This is a genomic window from Bacillus sp. FSL W8-1127, assembly GCF_038006725.1.
Classification (GTDB): Bacteria; Bacillota; Bacilli; order Bacillales; family DSM-4216; genus Bacillus_O; species Bacillus_O smithii.
The window spans coordinates 2,860,260-2,886,096 of the sequence record NZ_JBBOVU010000001.1; the positions used below are offsets into that span (position 1 = coordinate 2,860,260).

20 protein-coding genes and 1 CRISPR repeat array are annotated in these 25,837 nt (G+C 38.7%); of the genes, 1 reads left to right on the top strand and 19 read right to left on the bottom strand.

The genetic code is table 11. The features are described from left to right. Positions 1 to 9: 9 nt before the first annotated feature. The 9 genes from NST12_RS13475 to NST12_RS13515 all read right to left on the bottom strand — a co-directional run bounded on the left by NST12_RS13475 (position 10) and on the right by NST12_RS13515 (position 9,712). A complete protein-coding gene (locus NST12_RS13475; protein WP_003352540.1) occupies positions 10 to 276 on the bottom strand; it encodes a PTS sugar transporter subunit IIB in 267 nt (88 codons plus the stop codon). A gap of 13 nt (positions 277 to 289) precedes the next feature. After that, positions 290 to 2,362, bottom strand: coding sequence for a BglG family transcription antiterminator (locus NST12_RS13480; protein ID WP_341101493.1), 2,073 nt, complete (start codon positions 2,360 to 2,362; stop codon positions 290 to 292). A 210-nt stretch (positions 2,363 to 2,572) separates the two neighbouring features. Next, positions 2,573 to 3,391 carry an ABC transporter substrate-binding protein gene (locus tag NST12_RS13485; protein ID WP_341101495.1) on the bottom strand — a complete coding sequence of 273 codons (819 nt, stop codon included), beginning with the start codon at positions 3,389 to 3,391 and terminating at the stop codon, positions 2,573 to 2,575. Positions 3,392 to 3,544: 153 nt separating this feature from the next. After that, a complete protein-coding gene (locus NST12_RS13490; RefSeq protein ID WP_270583451.1) occupies positions 3,545 to 4,567 on the bottom strand; it encodes an AI-2E family transporter in 1,023 nt (340 codons plus the stop codon). A gap of 485 nt (positions 4,568 to 5,052) precedes the next feature. Then, on the bottom strand, positions 5,053 to 5,871 hold the full coding sequence (locus NST12_RS13495) for an alpha/beta hydrolase family protein (RefSeq protein ID WP_341101498.1): 819 nt from the start codon (positions 5,869 to 5,871) through the stop codon (positions 5,053 to 5,055). Positions 5,872 to 6,709: 838 nt separating this feature from the next. Then, on the bottom strand, positions 6,710 to 7,255 hold the full coding sequence (lepB, locus tag NST12_RS13500) for a signal peptidase I (RefSeq protein WP_341101500.1): 546 nt from the start codon (positions 7,253 to 7,255) through the stop codon (positions 6,710 to 6,712). 164 nt (positions 7,256 to 7,419) lie between these two features. Then, on the bottom strand, positions 7,420 to 8,142 hold the full coding sequence (locus tag NST12_RS13505) for an amino acid ABC transporter ATP-binding protein (RefSeq protein WP_341101501.1): 723 nt from the start codon (positions 8,140 to 8,142) through the stop codon (positions 7,420 to 7,422). Further along, positions 8,139 to 8,795, bottom strand: a complete 657-nt coding sequence (locus NST12_RS13510) for an amino acid ABC transporter permease (protein ID WP_341101503.1) — start codon at positions 8,793 to 8,795, stop codon at positions 8,139 to 8,141. The genes NST12_RS13505 and NST12_RS13510 overlap by 4 nt, the downstream gene beginning before the upstream one ends. A gap of 101 nt (positions 8,796 to 8,896) precedes the next feature. Next, the gene (locus NST12_RS13515) at positions 8,897 to 9,712 is read right to left on the bottom strand and encodes a basic amino acid ABC transporter substrate-binding protein (RefSeq protein ID WP_341101504.1); all 816 of its coding nucleotides are present in this window, start codon (positions 9,710 to 9,712) and stop codon (positions 8,897 to 8,899) included. Between the two features lie 484 nt (positions 9,713 to 10,196). On the opposite strand from NST12_RS13515, the gene NST12_RS13520 reads away from it, so the two are divergent. After that, positions 10,197 to 10,700 carry a sigma-70 family RNA polymerase sigma factor gene (locus NST12_RS13520; protein WP_341101505.1) on the top strand — a complete coding sequence of 168 codons (504 nt, stop codon included), beginning with the start codon at positions 10,197 to 10,199 and terminating at the stop codon, positions 10,698 to 10,700. A gap of 169 nt (positions 10,701 to 10,869) precedes the next feature. Here the strand turns inward: NST12_RS13520 and NST12_RS13525 are convergent, their stop codons facing one another. The 10 genes from NST12_RS13525 to cas3 all read right to left on the bottom strand — a co-directional run bounded on the left by NST12_RS13525 (position 10,870) and on the right by cas3 (position 25,824). Then, entirely contained in the window at positions 10,870 to 11,283 is a 414-nt protein-coding gene (locus NST12_RS13525; protein WP_341101507.1) for a FixH family protein, read from the bottom strand. A 1,055-nt stretch (positions 11,284 to 12,338) separates the two neighbouring features. Further along, complete coding sequence (gene cas5b / locus NST12_RS13530; RefSeq protein ID WP_048623969.1) at positions 12,339 to 13,031, bottom strand: type I-B CRISPR-associated protein Cas5b; 693 nt, start codon at positions 13,029 to 13,031, stop codon at positions 12,339 to 12,341. Further along, the gene (gene cas7i, locus NST12_RS13535; RefSeq protein ID WP_341030113.1) at positions 13,028 to 13,927 is read right to left on the bottom strand and encodes a type I-B CRISPR-associated protein Cas7/Cst2/DevR; all 900 of its coding nucleotides are present in this window, start codon (positions 13,925 to 13,927) and stop codon (positions 13,028 to 13,030) included. Before cas7i ends, cas5b begins: the two co-directional genes overlap by 4 nt. Then, positions 13,920 to 15,713 (bottom strand): hypothetical protein, encoded by a 1,794-nt coding sequence (locus NST12_RS13540; protein WP_341101510.1) that lies wholly within the window; start codon positions 15,711 to 15,713, stop codon positions 13,920 to 13,922. Before NST12_RS13540 ends, cas7i begins: the two co-directional genes overlap by 8 nt. A 2-nt stretch (positions 15,714 to 15,715) precedes the next feature. Further along, entirely contained in the window at positions 15,716 to 16,432 is a 717-nt protein-coding gene (gene cas6 / locus NST12_RS13545) for a CRISPR-associated endoribonuclease Cas6 (protein WP_048623973.1), read from the bottom strand. 1,019 nt (positions 16,433 to 17,451) lie between these two features. Then, positions 17,452 to 18,870, bottom strand: coding sequence for a glycoside hydrolase family 1 protein (locus NST12_RS13550; RefSeq protein ID WP_341101512.1), 1,419 nt, complete (start codon positions 18,868 to 18,870; stop codon positions 17,452 to 17,454). 454 nt (positions 18,871 to 19,324) lie between these two features. Next, positions 19,325 to 21,293: a CRISPR direct-repeat array (repeat unit 30 nt; unit sequence GTTTCAATTCCTCATAGGTAAGATCTAAAC). A gap of 210 nt (positions 21,294 to 21,503) precedes the next feature. Continuing rightward, positions 21,504 to 21,767 (bottom strand): CRISPR-associated endonuclease Cas2, encoded by a 264-nt coding sequence (cas2, locus tag NST12_RS13555; RefSeq protein WP_327824095.1) that lies wholly within the window; start codon positions 21,765 to 21,767, stop codon positions 21,504 to 21,506. Positions 21,768 to 21,775: 8 nt separating this feature from the next. Then, positions 21,776 to 22,780, bottom strand: a complete 1,005-nt coding sequence (gene cas1b, locus NST12_RS13560) for a type I-B CRISPR-associated endonuclease Cas1b (RefSeq protein WP_327824094.1) — start codon at positions 22,778 to 22,780, stop codon at positions 21,776 to 21,778. Positions 22,781 to 22,782: 2 nt separating this feature from the next. Next, positions 22,783 to 23,292 carry a CRISPR-associated protein Cas4 gene (cas4, locus tag NST12_RS13565; protein ID WP_327824093.1) on the bottom strand — a complete coding sequence of 170 codons (510 nt, stop codon included), beginning with the start codon at positions 23,290 to 23,292 and terminating at the stop codon, positions 22,783 to 22,785. A gap of 15 nt (positions 23,293 to 23,307) precedes the next feature. Further along, positions 23,308 to 25,824: a CRISPR-associated helicase Cas3' gene (gene cas3 / locus NST12_RS13570; protein ID WP_341101517.1), complete on the bottom strand. Its 2,517-nt coding sequence runs from the start codon at positions 25,822 to 25,824 to the stop codon at positions 23,308 to 23,310. Between the last annotated feature and the right edge of the window lie 13 nt (positions 25,825 to 25,837).

Sequence of the window (25,837 nt, forward strand, 5' to 3'; positions counted from 1 at the left end):
TTTTTCCTCCTAAAAGTATTTTTCAAGCTCTCTTCTGATTTCATTTTGATCGAGAATGTTTTTCAATGCGACAACCGTTCTTTTTCCATCCTCCAAGTTTTCTACAATCTCTTTAGAGCCAAGATAAATATCCGCTTGTTCCGATTTGCTTGTTGCCAGATCCGTATGACTGACCTCCGCTTCTACGCCCATTTCTTTCAAGATTTTTTTTACATTCATTTCCACAATTAAACTGCTTCCTAATCCGTTTCCGCAAACGACTAAAATCTTTTTCATATTCCATCTCTCCTTATTCTTTTGAATATTGATTGATTAAATCGAGAATCTCTTTTTTTGTGTCCGCCTTGATTAATTGCTCGATATTTTGAGAGTCTGACAGCAAATTAGATAATTGAGACAACGCTTTTAAGTGCGTTTCATTGTCCACGGCTGCCAAGACAATAACCAAATGAACATTGCGTGAACCATCCTCTGCAAAGGGTACTCCTTTTTTTAAGCGCAGCAATGTCATCCCCAGTCGATTAACTCCTTTTTCAGGCCTTGCATGAGGAATCGCTACTTTTGGTGCAATGACGATATACGGTCCCAACTCATGGACGCTTTCAATCATGGCATCGACATATCCTTCCGTGACCGCACCCGTTTTCAGCAGTGGCTCCGCCGCCGTTTTTATGGCATCTTCCCAGCTCTTCTCCTCCTCTTTTAACACAATGTGGTCTTCATCAATCAATTCATTGAGCATCGGTTTGTATACCTCCTTCATCGTCGGGGAAGGAACGGACAAAAATTCCTTTACCTTTCGTGCAAGACCTTCATAGTCGTGGATATCTGCATACTTTTCAATCATATTCATGAATGCTTGAACGGAAAGATTTTCTCTGTTATTTGTAAAGTGGTTCGTCCATTTCAGCAACTTGTTTTTTTCTGCTTCATTCATAATCGGATTTGTCAAAAATACAGGAATGCCGCGATCTTGAAGCGGTACAGTAGATACTACAAAATCGACATCAAGGCTTGCAGAATCATATTGTCTTTTCGTCAAGCTATCGACAATCTCGACGTTTGGCAACAGCTCTTTAAGCTGTCTATGCATAATCAAAGACGTTCCTACTCCATTCGCACATACGATCACCGCTTTTTTACGTTGATGCCCTTCTGCCTCTTCACGATTGAGCCATCCCCCGAAGTGGACGGCCAGCAAAGCTGTTTCGTCGTCAGGAATAGGCTTTCCCACCAGTTTTTGAAAATGATCAATCACTTTTTTGGTTAAAGCAAATATGTCCGCATAATTGGTTTTAATGGAGTCAAAGAGAGGATTGTTCACTTTGATCCCGTATTTCAGCCGATAAAAAGCGGGTTTCAAATGTAGCAGCAAATGATTCTCCACCGCTTTTCGATTTCGAAAGAACACACAAGAGTATTTTTGAAAATCGTCCACCATTTTTTTACATACTTCTCGCAGAGCAGCAACGTCAGAATTCCTCGCATCTAAATTTTGAGAATGGATAATTTTAGAACTGAGTAAGTGAGTAGTCAAAAAATAGATCTCGTCTTCCGGTATCTCCAGCTTGAAACAACGCTCCAACTGCTTGCCGATATGTTGAGCGGCCAAATATTCTTTTGTAGAACGGAGAATGTCTTTTTCAACCGGATCCATTTCCACAAAATACCCTTGCTTGATTCTTTTCGAAAAAAGATAAACACGCAAACTTAACGTTTGAACATCTTCATCCGTAAAGTGAAGATTTAACATACTTTCGCTTTCGGAAATCATTTTGTAAATCAAATTTAAATGTTCAGTTGTAATTTCATGTAAAACGGGAAAGAATCCATTCATCCATTCTTTATTGCCACTTAGCTGGGACAAGAAGTAAACAAGGGCATTTCGCAAATCCAGTTCTTTCCCAAAGAGGATATACCCTTTCTTTTTAGTGGAAACGATTTGTACATGAAACTTTTTGCATTCTTCTTTCAACCCTTTGATATCTTCTATCACCGTATTCCGACTGACATCCACCATCTTCAATAAATCTGCTAGAAAGACGGGGCGCTCCTTCATCAGAAGCGAAACCATCATTTTGGCTTTTCGTTCTTTCGGCGAATATTCATAATGCCGATAGACAAAGGGTATTTTCTTCGGAATTTCTCGTTTTGATTTTTCTTCCAAGTAGAAACCTTGAGAGCGAACGTACTGAACGGAAGGAAGTTTTTGTTTTTCCAACCAATAGTTGATCTTTTTCATATCATAGTAAACTGTTCGCTTTGAAACATTTAAACTTTCCGTTAATTCTTGAACGGTGACAAAAGAAGGAGATCGAACCAATTTCGTTAGCACGGCCATGGAGCGGTGGTCAAGCGTCATGATTCCTCCCTCCAGATTTTTGTAATCGCTTTCTAATATGTGTAAAACAAGATTTTTTTCTATCTGTTTTCACTATATTACAGAAAAATAGAAAAAAACAGTCCAAATATAGTATCGTTTTTTGTGCAAAATTGGACGAATCGAAGGACTCTCTAAATCATAAGAAAATCCAAAAAAACTGGACCATTTTTAGTCCAGCTCTAAAATGCATTATTGTTGTTTAATCCATTTTTTCTTGATTCGATCATACTCTCCGCTTTCCTTCAGTTCTTTTAGGAAAGAATTGATGTATTTCGTGAATTTCTCATCGCCTTTTCGAACGGCAATGCCGTATGGCTCATTCGTAAATGTTCCGCCAACCACTTCATAGTTAGGATCTTGTGCCGCCATGCCATAAAGGATCGAATTATCCGTTGTCAAAGCATCCCCTTTTCCCGATTTTAATGCGGTAAACGCTTCGGCGTAATTTTCAAATTCCAACACTTGCGTATCTGGAGCTTTAGCTTTCACATTATCTCCGGACGTTGCTCCTTTTACGGCCAATACTTTCGTTCCTTTTTTCAAATCTTTTACACTTTTAATCGGACTGCCCTTTTTCACAAGCAGAGATTGTCCCGCATCAAAATACACATCGGAAAAATTGACTTGTTTCTTGCGTTCATCCGTAATCGTCATCGTCGCAATAATGGCATCAATTTGGCCGTTTTGCAGCATCGGAATTCGCGTTTTGGACGTTACTTCTACAAGCTTGACTTTCTTCTCATCGCCGAAAATTTTCTTGGCAAGCGCTTTGGCAATATCAACATCAAAGCCTTCTACTTTACCGGTTTTCGGATCCTTATAGCCGAATAAATACGTATCATATTTAACGCCGACCACTAATTCCCCCCGCTTTTTAATCTTATCCAATGTGCTTTTTTCTGTTGTGCCCGTTTCTTTCGATTTGCCGCATCCGGCGAATAAAGCCGCTGCCAGTATAAATACTAGCCCCATCAGCAGCCATTTCTTTTTGTGCTTCACCTCTCCCATCTCCTTTTCCACAGGTTCTATAGCTGGTCCATTCAGCTTTTCCATATCAATCTATGAAGAAGAAGGAGAGATTATGCCGAACTTGGGAAGCACATATAATAGTCGTCTGCAAAAAAAAGCCTGCATCTTTTTTTGAGATGCAGACTTTCCCTTTTATTCTTTTTCTTTGTTGTCGGATGAATCGGTGACCTCTAAAACATCCAGTAAAAACACAAAAATCGGAATCCCTAAGATCAAACCCCAAACACCAAAAAATTGTTCTGAAAAAATGAGGACCATAAATGTGTAAAAAACAGGCAAATTCGTTTTAGAAGACATGAGTTTCGGGTTCAGCAAATAGGCTTCGACCGCATGAACCACAGCGATCATAATCAATACATACAATACTTTTATATACCCGCCGATGCTGTATGCGATAATGGAAAGCGGAATAAGCGAAATAATCATTCCGGCAACCGGTATAAAGCCGAGAAAAAGAATCATGATCGCTAAGCCAAACAATTGGGGAAACCCCATAATCCAAAGTCCGGCAATCGACAAAATCGTATTGACGATCGCAATAACGACTTGGGCCTCAATCACCTTGCCAAACGTTCTTACAAACTTCCGGCCGAAAAACTCAATTTCGTCATAAAACATGGACAATTTGCTGTGCTTAAATTTACGGGTAAATCGAATAAGCCGCTCTTTTTCCAGCAAAAAAAACAGACTTAAAATAATGGCAAGCAAAACTTGAAGTACGATTTTGCTGATATCCGTAAAATACTTCAGCAAGAAGGTAACGCCTTGCTGCAAATAACTGGATATTTGCTTTTCTTTTAAGAAGTCCACCAAATAATTCAAGATGACATTATGCTGCGGCCGCGTGTAAAACTCAGTGATTTGTTTCACCAACTGGGTAATTTCCGCAACAATCACCGGCAAATACCTGACAATTCCATACAAAAGCAAACCAACCACAATGGTATATAAAAGGATGACGGTGATTTTTCGATTGATTCGAATGAATCCGGATACCATTTTTTCCAATCGATCCATCAAAAAGGTAAAAATAAATGTAAGCAAAATAACATTCATCATGCTTCTTACTATATAGAGAAAAAAGACAATAATGGCCAGAATCACAATTCTTCGCCATGTTTTCGAATTGGCAAATCGTTTCACGTAGTCTTCCATCGACTCATTCTTTTCCCCCTTTTAGGTCTCTTGAGTTGCTATTTAATCGTAAAGGGAAAATGGGGCAAGCCGCTTGTCCACTGTTCAATAAACAACGCCACGCCGATGGATTCCTAAACAGCGTCCCGTTTTCCTTTCATCTTTTTATAACATAATATGGGCTTTCGATTGTCCATTTTCCTTACTTTTCAAAAAGAATTCAAACAGCAATCTATTGCTCAAAGGAACCATACGATTATTTTAACATACCTTCCAGCCCGTTATAATGAGAAAAATTGCGATTTTTTCCTTTTTAAAAAATAAAACAGGCCAGCTCTCCCTATTAGAACCAGCCCATCCAAATCCGTCAATCGTCATCTTTTTAATAATGCAATCATATGAACATAAATCTTTCACAACAGGAGCCATCCCGAGAGGCCAACCACTTCTTTTCTCTTCGGAAAGGTGAATGTTAAAGTCAAACCCATTTTTGGATTCATTAGCTGTCAGACGACTTTTTTTCTCGTCTCCCTTTTCAATACAGCAGCAAGCCAACGTCTTGTTTCCGAAAACAGATCTCTTTGGTCGACACAGGAGGAAAAAGTATGATTTGCCCCGGCAATAAGCCGTTTTTCGCACGTTCCTTTTTCTCTTGTTTGAAATACGGAATCGTAGCGCAAACAATATTCGGCAGAAATGTCTTCATCATTCGTTCCATGAAGAATGATTACATCTCCTTGAAATCGGGAAGCTTCCTTGAGCGGATGGTACAATGACAATGAACGAAAGAAGCGGGAGGTCAACTGATAGCCCATATAATCAATAAACGTTTTTTGTTTCAGTTTTTCCACTTCTTTTTCGCCGACAATGGCGACAATATCCTTATACGGTTGACCTACAGGAGCCCAGAGGATTAATTTTTTCACTCTTGAATCATTGGCGGCAATCCATGATGCAACTGCCCCGCCTAGACTATGCCCAAGAAGGACCAATTGATCGGCGTCCACTCCGTTTAATTGTAACCCAAAATCAATCACATGATTCGTTTGATCGATGAAATCATCCAAGCCTGTCTGTCCATAGTCTCCATCACTTTCGCCGCATCCCGCATAATCGAACCGGATCACCACATACTGGTCTTCCGCCAATTCTTGTGCCGCTTTGTAAAACAACCGATTTACTCCTACCCTGCTTCCTATAAAACCATGACAGATCACGACTAAAGGATAGCGTGCGTTTTTTTCCTGATCGGTCCACTCTGCAGGATAGTGAATCGTCGCAGCCAAATGATGGCCTTTCCATTGAATTCTTACGTGTTTTTGCACCCCAAGGCACCTCCTAAATTTTTAATTCTTATAATTCTTATTAAAATAGTATGTTTTATTTGTATAGAAAAACCTCTTCTTCAAAAGAAAAGGTGCGGTCTTACCAAAAAAACAACCGTATTTATACATTTTCGGCTCGTTCAATTGGCATCAAGAAAATGGCAGTGATAAACCGTCAAACACAACTAGTCTTCTTTCAGCTTGAATGGCGGATTCGCCTATTCTCTTCTAGAATAAACGGCTTCTTTTACATTGTCAACGATCCTGAGAATTTTCTTTTCCAAAACATTGACCCGGTCCGGATTTGATGCATCTTTCACACTATTACAAGAATCCTCGTCATTTTCTCCCTGTACCAGTCAAAAAAAGGTTCGGGACCTCACATTTTCGATTGATCTGCGGCCCTCTTCGTGTTTGCATGCACTTTCTTCATAAATTAGCAATAGTAAGTTGGAAGAAGAGGGAATTAGAACATTTCCTTTCATAAACATTCAAGAAGAATGAAATGGAAAAGAGATCTTCGGAGGCATTTTTCAAGAAAATGAACGAATCAAGGCGTAAAATGGCTATTTCAATAAAATCCAATAGGAATAGACTATTCCGTTTCATGTCTGTTAATCAAACTTTGTCAGAAAATGCGATTGAATAGGTTCATCGCCGTTTACATTGATTAGCCTTAGAATGATGAAAGCAGTGGAAAACCAGCGGTATAGAGACAAACGGCGAAAACCCTTTAGCAGCTGCTGTAAGCAATATCACGTTCCAGGATTCATTGCAACGATTGGACTTACCTCCGGACTCATAGTACCAAAAACTCCAAGAAGATTTGATTTTCAGCTTAATTCATCACGCCGATTTTTTGGATGGGCCAAGCACGAAAAACGGCCGAACCAATAATATCCTTTTCGTCGATAAATCCAAATCTTCTGCTGTCATTGCTTCTTAAACGATTGTCGCCTAGAACAAATACTTTACCATCAGGAACCTTTTCTTTTCCTGTGATTTCTTTTAATGTGAAATCTCCGGTAAAACGGTTCAAATAGGAATATTGCTTTTTCAGCTTATTTAAGTATGGCTCTTTATACGCTACTCCGTTTATATACAGAACATCATTTTTCATTTCTACTGTATCGCCCGGCAGTCCAATCACGCGCTTAACATATACCTCATTAGAATCCGGCGCATGGAACACCACAATGTCAAATCTCTTTATATTTTTCATCTTGTTTACAATCAACTTATTTCCTTCTTCCAAAGTAGGAGACATCGATTCTCCTTTTACTATATAAGGAGAAAAAAGAAACGTATGAATGATAAACGAAATGATTAGCGCAAACAAGATCGACTTTATCCAAGAAAGCCATTCCGATTTTGGATTTGACATTTCATTCTCCCTTATCCATATAATTTTTCTTCCTGTACATTTTCATCATAGAGGACAGATTGCAAAAAGTAAATACAGAATTTTCACCCAACACCGTCAAGAACAAACTTCAAGAATCGACCTTTCACGCCGGCATGAAAAAAAGAAACAGCTGTCTGCTGCTTCTACAATACTTTGCTTAAAAACGATTTTGTCCTTTCATGTTGCGGATGATCGAACAATTCTTGCGGAGTATTTTCTTCCACAATATAGCCTCCATCCATAAACACAACCCTGTCCCCTACTTCACGAGCGAATCCCATTTCGTGGGTAACGACCACCATGGTCATTCCCTCTTGAGCAAGCTGTTTCATCACTTCCAACACTTCCCCGACCATTTCCGGATCCAAAGCTGATGTCGGTTCATCAAACAACATGACTTTCGGTTCCATCGCAAGAGCTCTGGCAATCGCAACACGCTGTTTTTGCCCTCCGGACAACGAATGAGGATATACGTTCGCTTTATCGGAAAGACCTACTTTCTCAAGCAGCTCCATCGCTTTTTTTTCTGCTTTCTCTTTGCTCCATTTTCTTACGATGATAGGAGATAAGGTAATATTCTCCAGAACGGTTTTATGCGGAAACAAATTAAATTGTTGAAACACCATGCCTACTTCGGTGCGAACTTTGTTAATATCCGTTTTCTTATCTGCCAAGTCCATGCCATCAATAATCACATGTCCTCCAGAAATGGTTTCCAACATGTTCAAGCATCTCAAAAAGGTGGATTTTCCTGAACCGGAAGGACCAATCACGACTACCACTTCTTTTGGATGGATGTCAATGGAAATATCTTTTAAGACTTCTGTATCGCCATATGATTTTTTGAGTCCTTTTACCGAAATCATTCTTTTTCCAACCTTCTCTCAATATAATTTAGCAAGTATGTTAACGAAAGAGTGAGCACTAAATAGATGAGAGCTACCGTAATATATGGCTCCCATACACGGTAATACTGACCTTGGGCAGCACGTCCCCAGTACATTAATTCCGGTGCGGCAATAATGGCCGCTAAAGAAGAGTCCTTCAATAATACAATAAATTCGTTCCCAAGCGGCGGAATCATCCGTTTGACCGCTTGCGGCAAAATGATGTGCCACATCGCTTGAACATGCGTCATTCCTAATGAACGAGCCGCTTCCATTTGCCCTTTATCGATCGATTGAATACCGGCCCGAAAAATCTCCGCGACGTATGCGGACGAATTTAAAGATAAAGCCACAATCCCGGAAACAATCGGATTGACAGGGGACATAAAGAGCGGCATCACTCCGAAATGAATCAACAAAATTTGCACGAATAGCGGAGTTCCCCTGTAAAAGTTGACGTGCCAAATAAAAGGGAGTCTCACCCATTTGTTGGACGCCATTTTTCCAAGTCCAATCAACAGCCCAAGAATCAGGCCGATCAGCACGGCAATCAAGGACATTCCGATCGTCAATAATGTACCTTTTGCAAAATACGGCAAATATTCTCGGATGATATCATACTGAAAATCCATGATTCTTCTCCTTTTCTTCCCATGTTTTCATAAAGCAAAAATCGGCTGCGCCCAAAATGAGGCGGCAGCCTTGTTCTTTTGCCACATTCGCATGCTGAAAGTTATGGTTTCGCTTTTTTTAAAACTTCCATATCCGGCTCTTTTCCAAACCACTTTTTATAAAGTTTTTCATAGGTGCCGTTTTCCATCACTTTTTCAAGCGCTTGATCAAATTTTGGCGTCAACTCGCTGCCTTTAGGAAATGCGATGCCGTAAAATTCGGATTCAAAGTTTTTGCGGTCCGTAATGACCTTTAAATTCTCTTTCGGATGGTTTTTTACGTACTCATTGGCGACGACATTATCGATGACCACTGCATCTACTTCTTTATTTTTCAAAGCCATAAAGGCTACCGTTACATCCTCGTATTTTTTCACATTCTGACTGTTTTTGCCTAATATTTTTTCAGCAGCATCTTGTCCAGTCGTTCCGCTTTGAACGCCCACTTTTTTTCCTTTTAAGTCCAAGGCATTTTTAACATTGCTTCCTTTTTTCACCACAATGACATTGGCTGCTTCAAAATACGGGCGGGAGAAATCATACGTCTTTTTGCGATCATCATTGATCGTAATGCCGGAAATAGCCAGATCGGATTGTTTGTTTTCCAAATTCGCCAACATGGAATCCCAGCCTTCATGCTGCACATCGACTTGATATCCGGCTTCTTTCGCCACCGCATGGATCAAATCGATATCAAATCCGGTCACTTTCCCTTTCTCCATATATTCAAATGGGGCAAAAGCGGCATTTGTTCCTACCTTTAGCGTTTTGATCTTTCCATCAGAATCGCTTTTCCCTTGGTTTGATCCGCATGCCGCCAGCAAAAACACGAAGCAAACCGCAAGAAACAGCGAAAACTTAGCTCCTACTTTATTCATAATTATGCAAACTCCTTTATTTTTATTTGTTATCAAGTTACTAAAATAATAAACCGAAACCCGCATTTTTTCAACGTTTTTTTCTATTATTTTATTATACAGTATTTTCAAAATGTAATGATTATAAATAAGTGCCTTCAATCCTACGTATCATATTTTATCGCGGAGACGTTCGTTCTCCCCCTTTAAGGCGTCTTATTCCGGAAAATTCCGATTTTTCCTTTCCTTTTTCTCTATAATGGCATGTTCAGCACAAAAAGAAAAGGACTATTGAATGAATGAATGAAAAACAAAAACGATTAAATGAGCCCAAAAACTATTTATTTTTGCTCATTTCAAAAGAATAACGTATGAAAAAATGGATTTTCACTTTATCATTTTCCTATTTTTTCATTTTTCTCTTTTCGAAAAAGAGCCAAGTTCCCGATAAGGTGAAAGCACCCGGGAATATTTGAAAAGCGCGCTTTTCAGAAAGGAAAGGAAAATGGAATCGTTTGAGCAGTTGGCTGAAAAATATTCACCTATGATCCACGCCATTATAAACAAACTGCACATTTATAAAAATAAACAGGAGTTTTATCAAGTCGGATTGATTGCCCTTTGGGAGGCGCAAAGAAATTTCCAGCCTGAAAAAGGAGCTTTTGCCAGCTACGCTTATTCATTCATTAAAGGAAGAATGATGACCGAACTTTCCAATGCCAGAAAGTGGGAAGAAGCGACATCTACTTTATTAGTGGAAACAAATGCCGGATTTTCGGAATTTCCCGCAAATGATGAACCATTTGAAAAAGAAATCCTGCTATCGTATTGTAAAACACTCACGTCTAAACAAAAGTTTTGGGTCATCGCTTCTTTTTACGATGGATTGACAACAAAAGAAATCGCTCACAAAGCAAGTGTATCTGAAAGCGCGGTGAAAAAATGGAAGAAAGGTGCGTTGGAAAAACTAAAACAACAATTCAATCCCGAAACGGGAAATAAAGAATAGTAGAGGAAATCGTTTTTAATAGAAGAGAACCAATCTATAGAAGGCTAGAATGAAGCAGAATCGTGATCCTGCCGGACGAATCAGCTTTTTTGGGTTGACCAAAACTCCATGGAACGGGGATTGCAGGCGACTGTCGCATGGAAAAAGCCGGCTTTTTAGGCCGGCTTTTTTATTGTGGTTGTCCTACCCAAAATTCTTTCTGCGGCATATTGTGTATCCCTCTTGCCGTCACATGGGACACAACATAATACGCTCCTTTTTCGGCAAATGTTGTCTGTACCGAATATATCCCGTCTTTCTCATGCTTACCCGTTAACATTTTGTGATTGGCTTGTCCTTTTTTCCAAATTTCAAACTTTACTTCATCCGCGTCATCCACCTTCTCTCGCCCTTGCGTCACCACCGCTTCCACTTTCACTTCTTGATTAGGCTGAATCGCCTTCGGCAAACGAATGGACACATCGAGAGGAATAGGAGTGCTGCTTGCTTCGCTCTTCTCCGTTTTTTCCTTGCCATTTCCCGAACATGCCGTAGCAACCAGACCAAACGCAACTATAAAAATAAGAAGAAGCCATTTTCTCATCTTATCCAATCCTTTCTCTTTAAACGGATATTTTTATCGCTGGTAAACAAATCGGACAATTCAGAATAAAAGAACGATAAGACACTTTCGCTTGTTGTTCCTTCACTCTCTCTAGTTATTGATTAAGAAAAAATTCCATTTCATTGCATCCACTAAATATTCGCTGTGAAATCTTTGAAAGGGATTTCCTTTTGGAACAAATTTTAGGTAAATTTTTTCCACCTTGTCAAGAAAAGGGAATATCTTCCTTATTATTAAGCAAAAATCATAGCCTCTATCCCATAACAATCATCGTTTCATAGCTTTTTCTTTAAAATGGTGAAACCCTTAATCGACAAAAAGTGCGACGACATATGCAATAAACCAACGTAATCAACAACCTAAAACTTCAAAAGAAATACAGCTTTTGAAACTCTTTATTTCCTACTATATATTCGATAAAACTCGCTTCATCCCTGCCGCAATACGTGAATGCGGATTTCTCCTTATCCCTCTACGTTCAGATAAAACAACCTTTTATGAATTGGTTAAATAAAATTTATTCTATCTTTATATCCCTCTGCGTTCAGATAAAACTTTATGATCCATTGCAAGAAACAGCAATAAAAGCATCTTTATATCCCTCTACGTTCAGATAAAACCTGTGGTCAATCAAAATACATCAAGCGTAGAATAAGACTTTATATCCCTCTGCGTTCAGATCAAATCAATCCTGATCCCGGTCTAATTTTTTAAAAAAGGAATGGCCGGGAGCGGATGGCAAATGATAAACGTTTTAAGCACCTGTTCCCAATCAAGAAAGTTTTTTTCACGTTTCGAATTTTATTTTGAAAAATCGTATCCTCTATTCCGGCATCATATCACTTTTCTGCCCATACAAGCAATTGCCAATCTCGCTTTATCAACAACGGAACAAAAGAACGGCATAATTTCTTGAAATTTCCTAAACATATCCGTATCTCATGTCATGTTTTTGAATCGTTTCCCCGGAAAAGATTCGCATAAAAGCTCATCCCATTCCAATATATCTATAGATTCCTTCAAACACAAGATTTTTAAGGAAAAAGAACCAAATCCCCGTATGAATCCAGCGATAATAAGTCATACTGTTCAATAGCTTCTCCGGCCAGCATATATCCAACATCAATTTTATTCCAAACTCTTACACCTTGAATCATACGATACGTCCAATTCAGCTTATACGGATAATAAGTTTCATCTGTTATTATTTTCATCGGAACATAAGCATTGTATTTTAAAACAGGCTCATCCTCGCAATCTCTCAATTCGACAATCTCACAACGGTCGATTCGAACCAAATCTTCCCATCTTCCCAAGCTTAAATGAGTGGTGTTTGTTTTTATGTTTCGTTCAAGATCCAATAAGACCTCATCTTCTGCTTGAACATGAATCAGTAATTCAATGTCATAAAGCATATGTACATAAATCGGCATCGTGGTCACATCTGCCAAATTGAATTCGAATCCCAGCCCGTCAAAAATTAAAGCAAATTCCTTCGTACGATCATTCTTAAAAAAATAATGAGTTTGGTAATCCGTCACTAACGAATCATATTTTCCTTGAACGCTGATTTTCATCGGGATGAGAGAATTTGCCCCCATCACCGCATGAAGCATTCCTTTTACCGTTGAATAGGGAGGAAGAGGATACGTTTCTGATACTTTGAATGCAAATGGCTTCTTATAACAAGCTGTTTGCTGATATAGTTCTAAACGAAGAGCCTTCATTCATTGTTCACTCCATAGTAGGATCGAACCTCATTTTTCATGGCAGCAAAAAAGTCTTCGATGGAACCTGTTTGGCTGCTGTTCACTAAACCATTAAACTCTGTTTCATTTCCAAATACGCCCGAAACATATCCAATATAGGTTTGCTCTCGGATGGATTGACCGGCAAAAGTTGTTTCTAATACATCCTTTAATCCTTTAACATTCAGTATCCAATGATGGGCTTCGTTCTCTAATTTGATCCTTCCTAAGAAAAATGGATTAGCAACCGGATACAAGCCGCCTATGATAAAAAGAGGGGCTAAGCTTTCTTGACGGCCACGGATATTGCGGTTTAGTAATTTTATAATTTCCAGCAACTGCTCTACTCGATTGGAACGAGTTTCTTTACTCAACTCTACATCCCCATCGATCCCTACTCTGTCTAAGTCGATCGTCACCGTATAAGTATAAAAACTTTCATGATGTTCAATGTTGGCAAGATTGGGATTTTCATGAATCCGCTCCGCAAGCCCCATATTATTGAGAAATTCCATATCGCTGCGGTATGGTTCAAGGGAGACGGCATGGGAAAGCCGGACAACGGCCGACCGTTTTTGAGAGGTTTTTCCCGTTTTTAAATAACCGAAAAAGTCCATTTCAACGGAATCGGCAATCGTCACATCTTCCCGAAACTGCAATGTTCCTTTTGTCTTATCAACCGTTTGAAGATTCCATTCAAACCACTCGTTTCCAAGACGGACAATATCGTAACGAATGCTTTGTCGTGAAGCAAAAGTCAGTACGTCTCCATTTCCTCTGTGAATCTTCTTTAATTCCGCAATGTTGGCAACCCCTTCTCCATAATTTAAAGAATTGGCTTGAAACACAACGGTAAAAGATAACGCTTTACCCACTTGTCACAGCTCCTTCGTTCTTAGTTTGTTCTTGTCCTATCAGGCCGGCGATAAAGGCACTTGAAATCGTTTCAAAATCCAGCCCTTCTTCTTTAAACGAATCTATAAAAACGGAAGGTACATCAAGCCCGGAAGCCAAATAAACACGGAAAATCATCTCCATAAATCCTCTTATATTCCCCGCTTTCGCTTCATTAAGCAAACGATAGGCAATCCCGTCTATCTTTTTCTTCCCGCCGGCTCGATAACGCCTTCTCTCTTGTCCATCCATACGTTCTTTCATTAATACTTTTCGCAAATGACGACCGAGATCATAAACATCAGAGATCGTTTTATCATGATTCGTCATATTTTCTGCTCCTTTTTTTGCCTCGAGAATTCGTTTTCGTTCACGTACTGCAAAAAAAGCTCCCCTTGCATGATGAGGATTCTTAATGGCCATTCGTAAATAGGCAAAAATCGTTTCTTTCGGATCAATCCCTTTTAACACCGCTCTAAAAAAGGAATCTTTATGTTCACGGTAATAAAGAAAATCCAGTGATTTTCCATGTTCCGCAACATATTGGGCAAGATAGGCCGGTATGTGATAACAATCCAGCAGCGTTTTTTTCATTTGATAATTGGAATACACTTCAAGAAACAAATAAGGGTTTTTGATTTTTTTCGCTTTATCCGTCGATTCTCGTAAAAGACCAACAATGGCTTCCGCAAAACTTAAACCTTCTCCTCGAAGCTTTTGATAAGCATGATTTTCTTTAATCACTTCAGCAAAATGTTTTTGCGAAAGAATCATTCCCGCGTAGTGAAGAGTTTCACTAGCTTGTCCATTTCCCAGCCTTCTTGAATAGAACGCCATGCCAAAAGGAGCCATAAACAGGATTAACCTTGCTACAGCACTGATTGGAACCGGCAGATTCTGATCAAAATTCCAGTTGAAATTTACTGCTTTCTTTTTCGAAAATGCTAGAGGCGAAAAAATCATTTCCTCATAAGATTGAGTCGCGATCAATCCTTCTATATAAGAACAAGGCAAAATTTCATGGCGAAGATAGCTGATGACCTGATCTTTATTTGCCCACTTCTTGATTGTCTTCAACAAATTTTTAAAAGGTTTATAGTCTTTATGTTCTTCAAGAAAAGCAACAATCTCTTGAATGTTCGCCGCCGAATCGAGTTTCTCAGCGAACATCAACTCCAATTTTGCCGGTTGAATAAAATCGGCTTCCATTTGTCGAATATGATCTTCTGTACTTTTAGAATTAAAAACCGGTTGAAGAATGGAGGTTTGTCCATAGAAAGGATTTAAAATGACAGCCTTTACATAATTTAACGTTAGCTTTTCATTAATAAACGGAGTAGAAGCGATTTCTCTGTACTGTTCTATGTATTCTCGAATAAAGGGAGCTTCCTCGGGCTCTTTGATATCTTTTAATCTTTCCAATAATTCCTTTAATCTCTTGCATTCCTCCGTATCAGAGAAATATTTTTCTATTTTTTTATATTGATTGTTCATGTTTTTTCGAACTTCTGCCGCGAACTCCTCTGCCCGTTCCGGTTGTTTGTTTGCTTGGTCGGCATACCACATCATTTTTTTGACTTCACGTTTTACAACACTGAACTGATCAATCAAACCTCGAATAAATTTTTCAGCAAGCGAGTCAAGAATGTCATCCTTTAACAGAATGCCTGTTGCTGTTCTTGGCAATTCTTCTTCCGAATAAAGCTTAGCCAAACCTATACAACCGGCAGCCATCGGCCACTGCTCTCCATCTACTTGGATCTCCATTCTTACACCTTCTCATACTCGTATTCCACTAAACCAAAATAGGTCGTTCTTTTGCCGATCCCCAATTGGTACAGCAGCTGCAAGTCTTGAGGACTTCCTTCCAACATGAACAATCCCCGGTATGTAGTGAAATAAAGAAAGGAATTTTTTTCTAAATGTCGATTTCTTTCTTTAATCACCATTTTTTTCATATGTATAGGCGAAATATGGATCGGTTCATAAAGATCTCTTCCCGCAAATTGATAAATTTGCAAATTAGCATAATAATTTAGTTCTTTTTCATAAAGAGGATCTGTCGGCGCCAATGGTCTTCCATTTTTATCTTCAATTAAAATAGGGGAGCATGTCCGAAAGACGACCTTACGACTTGTAATGACAGGTTCTTTTAATAATTGAAAGTTCAATTGACGCCACAATTCACCATTCACCGAATATTCCTTTAATTTTCTAAGACCGTTAAAAGCGTGAACGGCAAACTCCATATCAGGACTGCTGATGGTGATGGTGATTCGATCAAGGGTAATCGTGGTGTCACCCAATGTAAAATTGTGCAAATATGTAGAAAACGAAAATGGTTTTATCCTCTTTTCAAACTGCAAAAAAAGCTTGTTGTAATAGGGCTTATTTACCGTGCGCACGGCTTCTTTGATTAAACTGTACACCCTCATTCGGTAAGCTTTTTCAAGTTTGTTGACTTGATAGCTGACAGAAAATCGCATATGACACCTCCATTTTTTACTATTTCAAACTTTTAAATAAAAATTAGCACTTTGTACCTAGTATTTCAATCCTTTATTCCCAATATTTGAATTTATTTTTTATATAAAAATAACTCTTTTGTGAAACATTGGTACATAAATCCTACAGGAATTTTGAAACGACAATATAAACTAAATGTCAATATCATTTCAATCAAAGGATTGACTGGGATATATACCAATCCATTTGGTGAACTTATTATGGTGAAAAAATATGTTCTGCCACACGTGACCCGTACGCAGAATCACGCGTTGTTTCCGTTCTTTCCACCGTTCACTTTGAAATCGAGTAGGAGGGAGCGATTAACTCCCGTCCTCTCACACCACCGTAAGTACGGTTCCGTATACGGCGGTTCAATTAAGATAATTGACGCAAGTCTTTATAACTTCCGTGAATAGCTGTTCTCTTTATGCCAGTGGTCACTCCACCCTCCAAGAGGTCTCCCACGGGATTCACCGCTTCCTCCCTCAAGTGAGGTACTACGTTTTCTGTGTTCATCATGACTCACTGAATACCAAGGGCTATTCTCTCTTAATTGTTCGGTCCTTCTTAGTTGTTCTAGACCAACTAATACTATGACCTCTGCTGACTTCTGACGGTTCAGCTACTTATCACTAAGTAGGTTATGAAGAGTACTTCACATATCCGCCAGACCTCCCCGGGTAAGTACATGCACTTTCACACCATCTATCCGCCTCATTTACTCGATATGACCTTCGACAGAAAGAGCTTTGTTTTGTTATGCAAACTCACTCAATCATACCTAGCCTTATATGAGGTTCGTGTTCCTCGGACCGGTGTTTTGCCTCCAGCTTCCTTCAGATTCCGCGTCACCACGGACACCCTTGCTCTTGGCTAACCTCTACTTCTGTCTTCGGGGTTCGGGACTTACACCCTATAGTTCATGTACATGCCGGGCGCACACACAAAAAAAAAAGACGGAGAAAGTGTTCCCTTCTCCGTCTTTTTCATGATCGGTTTATTTGCTGTTGGAAATGATCGCGCCATTGGTCTTTATGACATTTTGATACCAGTAAAAACTTTTCTTTTTGATGCGGCGTAAATCTTTTAAATCAAACTCATCGCGGTTGACATAAATGAAGCCATAGCGTTTGTTGATTCCTTGGTGAGTGCTGACCAAGTCTATGGCGGACCAAGGCGAGTAGCCAAACAATTCTACTCCGTCCGTAATAGCCAACTGACATTGTTCCAAATGTTTGGCCAAGTAGTCTATGCGGTAATCGTCATTTATGACATCGCCATCTTCCAGTTTATCGTAAGCCCCTAATCCGTTTTCCGTCACGATCAACGGTAAATGATAGCGATCGTACAATTCGCGCAAAGTAATTCTGAAACCCATCGGATCGACTTCCCAGCCAAATTCGGTTGTTGTCAAGTATGGATTGGAACACCCTTGATAAGCGCCCGGTTCACCAATAACAATGTGCTCGTCTCCGGTGCTGTGCGCCTCTTTTTCCTCTTCGCTTGCTTTGACCGTAATCGAATTATAATAATTAAACGCAATAAAATCCGGATTGGCGCCAGCTAATATGTTCATATCCCCCTCTTCCACATGAGGAGTATAGCCTTTTTCTTCCATGTATCCCCAGACTGTGCTGTTGTAGCGTCCGAATACCGCCGCATCCAAATAAAGCCAGTTGCGGATCGAATTGAAAGTTTGAGCCGCCAGCACATCTTCCGGTTTGGAAGACGCCGGATAGACATAAGCGATATTAGGAGCCGGCCCTATCTTTGCATTCGGGAGCATTTCATGACAAAGCTTCATCGCTTTTGCTTGGGCCAAAAGCATATGATGATTTTGCTGGTACAGCATTTTTCTTGGATCTTCTATACCGGGATCCGTCGTTCCGATGGCTGAGCCATGAAGAATCATCGTGTTTTGCTCATTGATCGTCAGCCAATACTTCACACGGTCGCCGAACTCGCTGAATAAAGTTCTGGCATACCTCTCAAAAGCGTCAATCGTCTCTCGATTGGACCATCCGCCTTTTTCCTCCAAAGCGTACGGCAAATCGAAGTGATACATCGTCACAATCGGCTCAATCCCATGTGCGATCAGTTCGTTAATCAGATGATTGTAAAATTCAATTCCTTTTCGGTTGACTTCCCCGGTTCCATTAGGATAAATCCGAGTCCAAGCGATGGAAAAACGATAGGCTTTCAATCCAAGCTCCGCCAGTAAAGCGATATCTTCCTTATAACGATGATAATGGTCGCTGGCTACTTTGAAATCCGCTGTCCCTTCCGGATGGAGAGCTTTGTCAATGACGGACGGTCCTTTGCCGTCTTCATTCCATGCTCCTTCAAATTGATAGGCAGATGTAGAAGCGCCCCATAAAAAATCTTTTGGAAAAGGTTTTAACGTTTTATGGTCCATATCATGTTCCTCCAAAATTGAAGTTTTTTATCGCGAGAAAAAGGAACGCCGCTTTTTATACTATATACTCTGAATCCTTTATTCTTCCCATATTCATGATACACCAACAACGGAATGTTAAATTTGTCAAAATTGGCTCTAATTACTCTAACTGCGTAAATAGTCTGAGGCTAAGTTAACGTACAGTTATTCCACTTACTTCCAAAACAAAATGGTTGATCCGTCCATGTATCTAGTCAATCATTGTTTAACGATTCGCGAAACCGCTTACTTATTAAGACACAAAAATAGACCTAAGGCATAAGTTTCACCGAACCAAAACGATTGCATACGAAATTTATTATATCCATCCATTAACGAACAAAACTCCCCGCCGGCCAGTATATCAATGAAAGATTCCTTATAGGTAAGATTTAAACACGGCATTGAGATTGGTGATGTGCCGGTTATTCAGGTTTCAATTCCTCATAGGTAAGATCTAAACAGTAAATGGGAATTTTATGTTAAAAATGATCAAGGTTTCAATTCCTCATAGGTAAGATCTAAACGCTTCGGCATTGGCGAACAATACAACAAATTGGGTGTTTCAATTCCTCATAGGTAAGATCTAAACTCATTATACTACCGCCAGGAAATCCGTCCTGTGGAACGGGTTTCAATTCCTCATAGGTAAGATCTAAACCCGCAATGGTTGTTTGGGACGACGACATCGGCCGAGTTTCAATTCCTCATAGGTAAGATCTAAACCGAATATACATGTGGACTAAGTGCAAGTGAAGCATAGTTTCAATTCCTCATAGGTAAGATCTAAACTACTCAAGAAACTGATATTCAACGATTTTTTCACTTAGTTTCAATTCCTCATAGGTAAGATCTAAACTGGAACGACGCGGACGAAGCGAAAAAACAACGGATAAGTTTCAATTCCTCATAGGTAAGATCTAAACGCACTCGATAAGTTGCTCGCAAAAATGAACATAACCGAGTTTCAATTCCTCATAGGTAAGATCTAAACGACAAGCCGTGGCTAGCGTCATACCCGGCGAATCCCGTGTTTCAATTCCTCATAGGTAAGATCTAAACTTTGTTGTCGCTCACCGTCTATACCTCCTTTGTCAAAGTTTCAATTCCTCATAGGTAAGATCTAAACGAGACGAGCCTTTGGGGCGCTGGCGTTCATCGTTGTGGTTTCAATTCCTCATAGGTAAGATCTAAACGGTTGTTGAGCCTGGTATTGGCTCTCGAATGTAAGTGGTTTCAATTCCTCATAGGTAAGATCTAAACTTGGGCGCAGTTGGCAGTGGTAAAAGTTACCATGCTTGTTTCAATTCCTCATAGGTAAGATCTAAACTGGATCATGTGCTGACGCATTGACTCCTTTGTAATCTTGGTTTCAATTCCTCATAGGTAAGATCTAAACGGCGTTCGGGGTTACAGGTCGCACCCTAGTATTCATGTTTCAATTCCTCATAGGTAAGATCTAAACGCAAATCCGGTAATCTAACGGATATTCATAGCAATTGTTTCAATTCCTCATAGGTAAGATCTAAACGGATTATGAAGATCAATTGAAATGGGTCATTGACGAAAGTTTCAATTCCTCATAGGTAAGATCTAAACACGGAAGGAACGTTCGGAGTTGAATTATTTTCTGAAACGTTTCAATTCCTCATAGGTAAGATCTAAACCAAGTTACTCAAACCCAAAGAGGCAAATGAGACCAAGTTTCAATTCCTCATAGGTAAGATCTAAACATACGGAAAAGAAAATTTTTTATATGGGATTGTCCAGTTTCAATTCCTCATAGGTAAGATCTAAACAATCATCTTCATCTACAATCGCGAATTTACCTTGGGAGTTTCAATTCCTCATAGGTAAGATCTAAACGCATGTTGCGGGATTGTGGAGCAAGATACTTACTTAAGTTTCAATTCCTCATAGGTAAGATCTAAACGGTTTAAAAACCAGTGCATCGAATGCTTGGAATGGTATGTTTCAATTCCTCATAGGTAAGATCTAAACAGGTACTACCCAATGAAAAGTCAATTTTTTGATTTCTAGTTTCAATTCCTCATAGGTAAGATCTAAACGATAAAACCACTTCACTTGCTTCACTATTTTCAAAAAGTTTCAATTCCTCATAGGTAAGATCTAAACTTGGAGACCCTGATTACAACATTTTAGGTGCCGTGTTTCAATTCCTCATAGGTAAGATCTAAACTTCCTGCCTTGGATCAATTTCATCAGATTTTACAGATGTTTCAATTCCTCATAGGTAAGATCTAAACCTCCGTGACGGTATGAGCAAGGTCGAAGATTGGTTTGAGTTTCAATTCCTCATAGGTAAGATCTAAACCCAAAACTGCGAAAATACTTTTTTGCTAATTTTCAAAGTTTCAATTCCTCATAGGTAAGATCTAAACCCCAAAAATTATCGATATATCAATATTCTTCATTGAGAATAAAAATCCTTTTTTTCATAGTAAATTTTTTGAGATTTCCAAAATACCGCGCCGTCTAAAGGATTTTTTGAAAAACAAAATGTCGTCGATCCCCCGGGTTTACGACGCTACTGGGGATCGACGACAAATGTACCATTTTTCTCTTGCTAAAAGTTGTTGCCAAAAACTCACTTAAATAATATTCTCGTCTCCTCCTTTTTTGACACCAAATTCTTCCCGCTTGGAATATTTTTGTGTCCGGAATGTGTAAAAGATTATAGAATCTTCATCCTGATCCATTAAGTCTTGCAATTCTTTTTTCAGCTTAAAATAGTTCGCATCGGAAATCTCGCCTTCCAAAACGGAATTTTGCACCCAATTAAGATACTTACGCGATATTTTTAACGCTTTACCTACCCGCTTTTCTGCAAAATCATAAACCAAAATGACAAACATTCAATCACCTACCACATTGAACGGTACGGTTCATATGTTTTTTCACCCATTAAATGTTTTTGAATTTTATATAACTCTAACCGAATCAAACGACGATAGGAAACCGACTTGCCCAAATGCCGATGATTTACTGTCGTTCGCATCCTTTTATCCAGTTCTGCAACAAATTTTTTTCGACCGGATTCAGTCAACAAAATGCCGTTCATCTGCTTATCAAAATCTTTCTTCGCAATCATTTTTTTATTAATTAACATGAATATAAGACGATCCACCATGATGGGTTTAAAAATCTCGGCCACATCCAAATTTAAAGAAAATCTGCGGAAATTTGTGGCATGCAGAAAACCTATCCGAGGATCAAGATACGTCTTGTATATTTCACTTAAAACCGTGGTATAGCATAAAGAATTGCCGAAACTAATCATTGCATTCAATCGGTTTAACGGCGGGCGCTTGCTTCTCTTTTCAAAGAGAAAATCTTGGTCGTTAATGATGTAATCAAACATTTTGTAATAATCTTCTCTTGCATGCCCTTCAATCGCCATTAATTCTTCTACCGTATGGCCTTCGTTCAGTTCACTTGTACGATCTTTGAATTTCTCAATGAGTGCTGTGATTTCTTCTTTACCATTTTTAGCTCGTGTTCGATAATATTTTAATACTTGACTCATTTGAGCAATGGAGCCGGCGATAAAAATTCGAGCCAGTTCCAGCCGCTTTTCTTTGTCTATGTAGTGTTCCGCCTGTTTTAAAATAACATGTCCAGCATTGTAATGTTCACGTGGATAAAAGGTACCTGTATAAAAACCATAATGATTAAAGTAATGGATACATATTTCCTTTGTTGAGACAAATTCGAGAAAACGTTTTGTTACATCCACTTCGCCAAAAATGTAAATATCATTTGTATCTTCAACCGGGATATACTTTCGTCCACCCTCCGATTCAAAATAAAGACTGTTATCCTTTCGCTTCAATTCTCCGCTGGTGAAGATGTACAATGTTTTTTTCATCGTTATCCCTCCGCCCAACAATATTCGCGATAAGCACATTTCCGGCAAAAATTAATTTTTTTAGGAGGCGGAGGCACGGGTTGACTTGCGATAAGGCGAATATCTCGAATCGCCTCATCCAGCTTTTCTTTCGCTTCAGGTGTCCATTCAACAACTTCACGTCGCCGTTCCTCCGGAAAAAGCAACTCGCCTTTCGCTTCAATCCCCATCTGTTTCAACGTGTCCAAGTAAAATAATAATTGGTAACGGGCGCTTTCTTTAAAACGGGACGATTTTTTTACCTCACCAATGATCAGTTGTTGTCCATGCATTCTAACACGATCCACTTTAATGTTTCCTATAACGACTTCTTTTTTGTTGTTTTGATACCTATGCTCTGAAATGAATCGACCTATATCCAGATTTTCATCATCTTGATCGGCGGCGATTTGATGAATGATGAGCCAAAGCTCCCTGTGGCAAATGAAAAAATACCAAATATGCGTACCGGTCACATCCAATGTAAAAGACATTCTGATCACCCTATTTTAAATTAAATAAGATTCACCGTTTTCATCCAAATAACCCGTATCTTGATCATAATAATGATTTAAATTTTCCCGTGGAACCCAAAAGAAATCTGCGTTAACACCATTCCTTTCACTAAATTCAAAAGGACGATTTTGTATAAGTCTTTTTAGACGTATTTGAACCATGTATTCACTCATCTTTGAAAGTATTTGCCTTAAAAGACTTTTTTTCTCGTAATGATTAAGCTTTTCATTCATATTTTTTAAAATGTTATCATCGATAATGCCTTCAAACACAGTAAGATTATATGTTTTCTTATTACCTCTAATTTCTTCATAAGCATTGGCCAGGTTTCTCGCATACTCATCTAATTCAATGAACACATCGACCACTTCACCAGGATTTTCAATAAGCTTAAACTTTTCTATTTCATCAAAATTGAGTTTTCGGATTCCTTCCTCCCAAATATTTGAGGATACATGATCAACCGGATTTTCCACCATCGCATCATAATATTTCTTTACTAAATATTGATAATTCTTTTCTTCAATTTCTTTGTATGTTTGCAATAAATTTTTCGTTTTTTCTAAGTGATGTAATTTGTAAACGTATTGATGATCGACATTCAGTTCGACAACATAAAGTATAGAAGGAATTGGAATACCGTTTATGTCTATCAAAGCTCCTTTTCGATTAACACGTCCGGCAGTTTGAATAATGGATTCAAGAGGTGCAAGAGCCCGATAACCGATTTCAAAATCTAGATCAACTCCTGCTTCAATAGTTTGAGTGGATACCATTACAACAGTTTCTTTATTATTTAATAGAGTCCTTACCTTATCGATCACTTGAGCCCGGTGTTTTGGAATAATATTCGTTGATAAATATACAACGTGAACGCCCTGCCCCAGTTCCCTTTTTAACGTTTCGAACAATTCAATGCTCCGTTTAATCGTATTCACAACAATTAAGCTAGATCTATTTTCCCATGTATTCTTAAAAAATGTAACGAACTCTTCTGTATCCATTGGGTGATCCAATCTGGGGAGTATTTTCGTCCGAGTCAATTCGTTGAAGTAACTTTCATGGTTAGGAAGAAGCTCTATGGCATTGATGTTTTTAAGATTATCTTCGGTATTTTGAAGAAGTTTTTGACCTAATTCTAGGATTCGGGGCTGCGTTGCTGTCATAAGAATAAAGCGCGTTCCAAAGTATTCCGATATTTTAATTATACACGCACCGATTAAAGGCATATATTTCTCTGGAATCGATTGAATTTCATCTAATATAACAATACTTCCCGCTAATTTATTTATTTTTTTCAACAGCTTATTTTGTCCTGTGAACAACGATTGAAAAAGTTGTACGAAGGTAGTAAGAATTACATCGCCTTCCCAAGCCTCAACTTCTGACAACGCTTGATCAAGTGAACGCTTTTCTTGATTATCTTCTTGAGACGTTTTAAGATCCGCTAATCTGTGATGTACAATAATTCGGCCGGCATCACCAATAACTTGTTTATAATCATTTTCCGTTTGATTAATGATATTTATAAAAGGAATAGCTGTTATGATTCTTGGTTTATAATGATAAATAGCTTCCAATCGCTCCCGCAAAATCAAAGCTGCCTGTAATGATGACAAGGTTTTTCCTAGTCCAGTTGGAGCGGTTAAACTAAATATTCTAATTTCCCGCAAGTCCGTTTCCGACATCTTCTCTATTTGTTCAATAATGGTTTGCCTTGCTAAATCTCTGCGGTCGGTAAAATTAGTACTAGTCTCTTTTGAATGCTTTTTTGCAATATATTTCGTGACATTTTCTGAAGGTAAGGCATTTAGAGGTGTACGTGTAATTTTGGCCGAATCGAGTTTATCTGAATCAATTAAAAGAGAAAAAAGATATATTAAGATAAAATACCAGCAGTCATGACTCAAACGAGTTTTAAAAAGGACCATAATCTGTTTTGTTAATTGTCTATCATTTTTCACTTCATCAATATCAAATAGCTTTGCAATATCTAAATTATATAAATTAAGATCTAAAGTTTTTTGGATGATGCCAGATTTTCCTAACAGATCCTTCGATTGTTCATTAAGTTCTTTCCACATCGAAGGCGAATGTGAAGCGGAAAAAAGACCATATAGTGTAAGACTTTGATGGTGAAGACGGACGATTAAATATGCTAAAAAAATCAACGCTCCTTTATCGCGATGATTATCTAAAGAGGTAAATAAATCCTTGATTCCATTTTTCTTAAGATAATTGTATAAAGCTATTGCTGAGATGTGAGCATGATGTTTTAAAGCGGAATCCTTATTATACATAAGGTAGTCTTGAAAATATACTGTGAATTTTCCTAAATCATGAAATTTACCAATAAGATAAATCAGCTTTTTAACTTTGCTATTAGGTAAAATGGAAAATGAAACGGTTGGGGGCACAGATGCCTGCGCCCCAACTGCAACATTATTTAAATGGTCAATAAGTTTTTGCTTTTCACCTGTTTTCCTATTGTAATGTGCATAATACTCCATAATTCTCACCTAG

Coding starts and splice junctions, on each gene's coding strand:
- NST12_RS13475 (WP_003352540.1), bottom strand. CDS start 276: ATGAAAAAGATTTTAGTCGTTTGCGGAAACGGATTAGGAAGCAGTTTA.
- NST12_RS13480 (WP_341101493.1), bottom strand. CDS start 2,362: ATGACGCTTGACCACCGCTCCATGGCCGTGCTAACGAAATTGGTTCGA.
- NST12_RS13485 (WP_341101495.1), bottom strand. CDS start 3,391: ATGGGAGAGGTGAAGCACAAAAAGAAATGGCTGCTGATGGGGCTAGTA.
- NST12_RS13490 (WP_270583451.1), bottom strand. CDS start 4,567: ATGGAAGACTACGTGAAACGATTTGCCAATTCGAAAACATGGCGAAGA.
- lepB (WP_341101500.1), bottom strand. CDS start 7,255: ATGTCAAATCCAAAATCGGAATGGCTTTCTTGGATAAAGTCGATCTTG.
- NST12_RS13505 (WP_341101501.1), bottom strand. CDS start 8,142: ATGATTTCGGTAAAAGGACTCAAAAAATCATATGGCGATACAGAAGTC.
- NST12_RS13510 (WP_341101503.1), bottom strand. CDS start 8,795: ATGGATTTTCAGTATGATATCATCCGAGAATATTTGCCGTATTTTGCA.
- NST12_RS13515 (WP_341101504.1), bottom strand. CDS start 9,712: ATGAATAAAGTAGGAGCTAAGTTTTCGCTGTTTCTTGCGGTTTGCTTC.
- NST12_RS13520 (WP_341101505.1), top strand. CDS start 10,197: ATGGAATCGTTTGAGCAGTTGGCTGAAAAATATTCACCTATGATCCAC.
- NST12_RS13525 (WP_341101507.1), bottom strand. CDS start 11,283: ATGAGAAAATGGCTTCTTCTTATTTTTATAGTTGCGTTTGGTCTGGTT.
- cas5b (WP_048623969.1), bottom strand. CDS start 13,031: ATGAAGGCTCTTCGTTTAGAACTATATCAGCAAACAGCTTGTTATAAG.
- NST12_RS13540 (WP_341101510.1), bottom strand. CDS start 15,713: ATGGAGATCCAAGTAGATGGAGAGCAGTGGCCGATGGCTGCCGGTTGT.
- cas6 (WP_048623973.1), bottom strand. CDS start 16,432: ATGCGATTTTCTGTCAGCTATCAAGTCAACAAACTTGAAAAAGCTTAC.
- NST12_RS13550 (WP_341101512.1), bottom strand. CDS start 18,870: ATGGACCATAAAACGTTAAAACCTTTTCCAAAAGATTTTTTATGGGGC.
- cas2 (WP_327824095.1), bottom strand. CDS start 21,767: ATGTTTGTCATTTTGGTTTATGATTTTGCAGAAAAGCGGGTAGGTAAA.
- cas1b (WP_327824094.1), bottom strand. CDS start 22,780: ATGAAAAAAACATTGTACATCTTCACCAGCGGAGAATTGAAGCGAAAG.
- cas4 (WP_327824093.1), bottom strand. CDS start 23,292: ATGTCTTTTACATTGGATGTGACCGGTACGCATATTTGGTATTTTTTC.
- cas3 (WP_341101517.1), bottom strand. CDS start 25,824: ATGGAGTATTATGCACATTACAATAGGAAAACAGGTGAAAAGCAAAAA.